The 5,554-nt window shown below is 61.9% G+C and carries 5 protein-coding genes; 3 read left to right on the plus strand and 2 right to left on the minus strand.

Annotated elements, in window-relative coordinates; all coding sequences use genetic code 11:
- The coding region (locus A3754_RS21320) for a sugar phosphate nucleotidyltransferase (protein ID WP_156497130.1) at window positions 1-335 on the minus strand (335 nt) is incomplete at its 3' end.
- Window positions 332-1,336 carry an aminoglycoside phosphotransferase family protein gene (locus A3754_RS21325; RefSeq protein WP_063521273.1) on the minus strand — a complete coding sequence of 335 codons (1,005 nt, stop codon included), beginning with the start codon at window positions 1,334-1,336 and terminating at the stop codon, window positions 332-334. The genes A3754_RS21325 and A3754_RS21320, both read right to left, overlap by 4 nt.
- Window positions 1,337-1,425: 89 nt before the next feature.
- Here A3754_RS21325 and A3754_RS21330 point away from each other — a divergent pair, with 89 nt between their 5' ends.
- The 3 genes from A3754_RS21330 to A3754_RS21340 form a co-directional block, all read left to right on the plus strand.
- Window positions 1,426-3,705, plus strand: coding sequence for an LPS-assembly protein LptD (locus A3754_RS21330; RefSeq protein WP_063521274.1), 2,280 nt, complete (start codon window positions 1,426-1,428; stop codon window positions 3,703-3,705).
- Window positions 3,698-5,026: a peptidylprolyl isomerase gene (locus tag A3754_RS21335; RefSeq protein WP_063521275.1), complete on the plus strand. Its 1,329-nt coding sequence runs from the start codon at window positions 3,698-3,700 to the stop codon at window positions 5,024-5,026. Before A3754_RS21330 ends, A3754_RS21335 begins: the two co-directional genes overlap by 8 nt.
- A 161-nt stretch (window positions 5,027-5,187) precedes the next feature.
- On the plus strand, window positions 5,188-5,554 hold a 367-nt coding region (locus tag A3754_RS21340), incomplete at its 3' end, for a 4-hydroxythreonine-4-phosphate dehydrogenase PdxA (RefSeq protein ID WP_197468766.1).

Consider the following 5,554-nt stretch of genomic DNA (forward strand, 5'->3'; position numbering starts at 1 on the left):
AAATCGGTCCAGATATCGCCGTTGACCAGCGCAAAGGGCTGATCGCCCAGCAACGACAGCGCGCGCTTGATGCCCCCGGCGGTTTCCAGGGGCGTGCCTTCGTGGGAGTAAACGATGGGAATGCCGTAGCGGGCACCGTCACCCAGCGTGGCCGCCAGCGTCTCGCCCAGCCAGCCGGTGTTGATCACCAGGGACTCGATACCGGCGTCGCGCAGGGCCTCGATGTGGTATTCGATGAGCGCCTTACCACCGGCCTGCAATAACGGTTTGGGGGTGTGGTCGGTGAGTGGCCGCATGCGCTTGCCGTAGCCGGCAGCCAGAATCATCGCCTTCACTCGTTATCCTCGATCTGGTCCAGAATCCACTGCAGGTCCGCCAGCTCCGGGCGACGGGCGATGACCGTGCGCAGGTAGGCAAAGAAACGGGGCACATCGCCCAGGTACTTGGGCTTGCCATCGCGGTGACAGATGCGGGCAAAGATACCGATCACCTTGATATGGCGCTGGGCGCCCATCAAATCGCAATCGCGCAGGAAGTCCTCAAAGGACGCCGGTACCGGCAAGCCTGCCGCCCTGGCCTTGTCGAAATATTCGCGCAGCCAGCTAAGCACCCGCTCTTCCGGCCAGCTCAGGAAGGCATCCTTGAACAGACTGATCACGTCATAGCTGATCGGCCCGGCCACCGCATCCTGGAAGTCGATCACCCCGGGATTCGGCTCAGACACCATCAAATTGCGCGGCATATAGTCGCGGTGCACAAACACCTGGGGCTGCGCCAGGGCAGAGCGAATCAGCACGTCGAACACCCGGTCCAGCCGCTGGCGCAGTTCCCCGGTCACCACCTTTTCGCGGTGGCGGAACAGGTACCACTGCGGAAACAGTTCCAGCTCCCGCTGCAACAACGCTTCGTCGTACTGCGGCAAGCCGGTGGTATCGGTATGCAATTGCTGGGTAATCAGGGCATCGATGGCAGCGCTGTACCAGTCGTTGGCATTGGCTTCGGTCAGGGCGTTCAGCCAGGTCTGCGTGCCCATATCACTGAGCAGCAAAAAGCCCTGCTGCAAATCCTGATGAACAATGGCCGGCACGTGCAGGCCGGCCTGTTTCAGGCGCTCGGCAATATCCACGAAGGGGCGACAATCTTCCTGTTCCGGCGGGGCATCCATGGCTACCAGGCTAGTATCGCCGTGAAAATAACGGAAATAGCGGCGGAAGCTGGCGTCCGCTGACGCAGGTTCACCGGCCACAGGCTCACCAAGGTAAGCGCTTACCCACTGGTCAAGAGCGTGCTTTCTCGGGTCCGGGCTTGCTTCAGATTTACTTTTATCAGGCTGCATTGCCTTCCTTGTTCGATTACACTGCCGCTTTTGGTGGACGGAAAGCCCGCCCGCCATAAAGCGGCCTTTTTACCTGTTCTGAGCAGCTGATGCCACTGCCCATACCACGATTATTGATTCCTGCCCTGCTGCTTGCCTCAGGGGCCAGCCTTGCGGAAAACGACCTGAACTGGGTTGACCGCGAAGAGATGGCCACGTTCCCTGCCGTGCAGCAGCGCCCGATACCCGAGTGGTGCGGTGGCATCTACTATAACCCCAGTATCGGCACCCCCGTAGCGGGCAGCGATACCGTGGTGACCGCCGATCACTCCACGCTTACCCAGGACGGCTTGATTAAACTGGATGGCGATGTGCTGATTGAACAGCCCGGCCGTCGTATTACCACCGACATTGCCGAGCTCGATCAAGCCACCGGCAAGTTCGAGCTGGAAAGTGGCATGCGCCTGGAAAGTGACCGCGCCACCTTTATTGCCGACAACATGAGCGGCCAGACCCGCCGCAAGGAAGGTAGCCTGCAAGGCGTGCGTTACTCCATGTTCGACAATGGCGCCCGCGGCAACGCCGATTATATCTTCCTGAACCAGAACACCACCACCATCACCAACGGCACCTATACCACCTGCGCCCCCGGTTCCAACGGCTGGGTGATGCAGGGCGACCGTATTTTTCTGGACCGGGACAAGGGCTGGGGTGAAGCCAACAACGTGGTGCTGAAGGTCAAGAGCATGCCGATTTTCTGGCTGCCCTGGATGACCTTCCCCATTGATGACCGGCGCAAGAGCGGCCTGCTGTTCCCGACCCTGTCCGTGGGTGACAGTGGTGGGCTGGATATCTCCCAGCCCATTTACCTGAACCTGCATCCACAGTTCGACGCCACCATCGCCCCCCGCTATATCGACGGCCGGGGCAGCGGCGTGGACAGCGAATTCCGCTACCTGTCCCGCTGGGGCGAAGGCAGCCTCAGCTATGGCGTGCTGTTCAATGACCGCAAGTTCGACAACGAAAATCGCCAGGTGGGCCGCTGGACGCATAACGGCAACATCAACCGCTGGAGCCTGGAGACCGATTTCACCTATGTCTCCGATGACTTCTACTTCAAGGATCTGGATACCGGGCTGGAAATCAGCTCCCAGACCCACCTGCCCCGGCTGGCAGAGGCCCGCTACTACGGGCGCACCTGGCAGGTACTGGGCCGGCTGCAATCCTGGCAGACCATCGACCCGACCCTGGATGACGCCGACCTGCCCTACCGGCGCCTGCCCCAGCTGCAATTGACCGGCGACCCGACACTCTACGGCCCGGTGAAAGGGCTGTGGCTATCCGACGTTACCGCCTTCGACCGCAGTGACTCCGACGACAGCGGCAAAGCCACCGGCCTGCGTGGCCACATGGCCCCGGCCCTGACCATGCGCCTGCAAAAACCCTGGGGCTATGTGGAACCCCGCACCCGGCTGTACCACACCCAATACCAGCTCGATAACGTGGACGCCAATGCTGAAGACAGCCCGGACATGACCACCTGGGGCGCCAGCCTGGACTCCGGCCTGTTCTTCGAGCGCCCCGGCAACTGGTTCGGCTCCACCTATACCCAAACCCTGGAACCGCGCCTGTTCCTCAACAAGGTGGCCTACGAAGACCAGAGCGAACTCCCCAACTTCGATTCCGGCGAGCTGACCTTCTCCTACAATTCCCTATTCCGGGAAAACCGCTTCATCGGTTACGACCGTATTGGCGACGAAGAAAAATTGGCGGTAGGCCTGACCAGCCGCTTCCTGCATGATGGCACCGGCCGCGAGCAGCTGCGCCTGCGCGTGGCCCAGGGCTTCTATTTTGAAGACCGCAAAGTGATTACCGACCGGGCCGTGGAAGACCCCACCGACGACCAGACCCCGGTTATCGGCGACGCCCGCTGGAACTTTGCACGCGATTGGTACCTCTACTCAGAAGCCCAGTGGGATACCGAAGAGAACAAGCGCGAACGGTCCAACTTCCAGATCGGCTATAACGACCGGGAGCGCCGCGTCGTCAACCTGGGCTATCACGACCGCCCGGCAGACGACATCCGCGAATCGGAAGTCAGCGCTATTCTGCCGGTTCACCGACACTGGCGGCTGGTTGGCCGCTGGATGTACGACCTGGACAACCAGCGCACACTGGAAACCATGGCCGGTGCCGAATACCGTAATTGCTGCTGGAAGCTGCGACTGCTCAGCCAGCGCGAGCTGGTGGATGACAACGGCGACGGCAACCTCGAGGCGGACAGCACCATCTGGTTCCAGATCCAGATGATCGGCCTGGGCGGCTTTGGCGGCCAGGTGGATTCCCTGCTGGAGCGCAGCATTCCGGGATACAGGAGACAGTATGATTGATAGAACGCAGCACGCTGCACGCCGCACGCTGCATGCCAGACACACCCTGCTTGGCCTGCTGGCCATGGCCGTGCTGATGTTGCCGGCCTGGAGCCAGGCCAAGGTGCAGATGCTCGACCGCATCGTCGCCGTGGTTAACGACGGCGCCATCATGGCCAGCGAACTGGATGAGCGGATCAACACCATCGCCCTGCAGTTTCAGGAAAAAGGCCAGCAACTGCCGCCCCCGGCAGTGATGCGCGAACAGGTGCTCGACCGTATGGTGCTGGAACGCCTGCAGCTGCAACTGGCTGAACGGGCCGGCATCAAGGTCGACGACGCCAGCCTCAACCAGGCCCTGGCCGGCATCGCCCGCCAGAATGGCATGAGCCTGGAAGACTTTGCCACCGCCCTGCGCGAAGACGGCTACGACTGGCCCCAGTTCCGCGAACAAATCCGCGAAGACATGGTGATCTCCCGCCTGCAACAGCGCAGCGTCGCCTCTCGCATTCAGGTAACCGACCGGGAAGTGGATCGCTTCCTGAGCTCGGAAATGGGCAAACAGATGTTCCAGGAAGACTTCCACCTGGGCCACATCCTGGTCCGCGTACCGGCTGAAGCCAGCCCGGAGGACATCACCCAGGCCCGCAGCAAAGCCGAAAGCATCGTCAAAAAACTCAATGACGGTGGTAACTTCCAGCAACTGGCGGTGGCCGAATCCGATGGCCCCAAAGCGTTGGAAGGCGGCGATCTGGGCATGCGCCCGGCGGCCCAATGGCCCACCCTGTTTGCGGAAAATGCCATCGACCTGAATAAAGGCGAGATTTCCGAGCCACTGCGTTCCGGTGCGGGTTTCCATATTCTGAAGATGATCGACCGCAAGGGCGGCGCCGAAAAAGTGGTGACGCAATATCAGGTTCGCCATGTACTGATCAAAACCGACGCCCTGACCAGCGCCGAGCAAGCCCACAAGCAGGCGATACGGCTCCACGACGAAATCGCCGCAGGCAGCCGCCAGTTCAGCGAGACCGCCGCTGAATTCTCCGACGACCCGGGCAGCGCCCGCAATGGCGGTGAACTGGGCTGGGTCAACAAAGGCGAAATGGTCCCCGAATTCGAAGACATGATGCTCAACACCCCCGTGGGTGAGCTGTCCCCGGTGTTCGAAAGCCAGTTCGGCTGGCACTTCCTGCGCGTAGACGATGTGCGTGATGCGGACATGAGCGCCGAATTCCGCCGTATGCAGGCCACCCAGGCCCTGCAGAAACGCCGCTTCGAAGAAGAGCTGGAAACCTGGGTGCAGGAAAAACGCAGCGAGTCCTATGTGGATATCAGGCTATGACGGAACGCCTGACGCCGGATGCCAGATGCCGGACAACGCTTGGCCGTGCTAAAACGCAGCGCCATTCCTTCCAGCACAAGCTAGAGGGTGCTCTCTCCCGTTTGCGGGAGAGGGAGAGGGCATTGGCTTCCGGGGCCCAGCCTCCGGCATTCTGCTAACCCATGTCTCTCGCGCCGCCATCACCTATCGCCATCACCTATGGTGACCCGGCAGGGATCGGGCCGGATCTGGTCCTGACCCTGCCGGATGCTTTTGCCGACGCCCCGCTGGTGGTTATCGGCGATCGCCAGGTGCTGACCGAACGGGCGCAGCAACTGGCCCTGACGGTGCCGCTGGGCGACTGGCAACCCGGCCAGCCACTCCCCACAGGCTGCCTGCCGGTCTGGCATACCCCCGCCGGCGCCAGCGTCACCGCTGGCCAGCCGAATCCGGCCACCGCCAGCGGCACACTCACCATGCTTACCCGCGCCGCCCAGGGCTGCCTGGACGGCACCTTCTCGGCCATGGTCACCGCCCCGGTGGCCAAGA

The organism is Alcanivorax sp. HI0083 (assembly GCF_001635175.1).

Coding starts and splice junctions, on each gene's coding strand:
- A3754_RS21325 (WP_063521273.1), bottom strand. CDS start 1,336: ATGCAGCCTGATAAAAGTAAATCTGAAGCAAGCCCGGACCCGAGAAAG.
- A3754_RS21330 (WP_063521274.1), top strand. CDS start 1,426: ATGCCACTGCCCATACCACGATTATTGATTCCTGCCCTGCTGCTTGCC.
- A3754_RS21335 (WP_063521275.1), top strand. CDS start 3,698: ATGATTGATAGAACGCAGCACGCTGCACGCCGCACGCTGCATGCCAGA.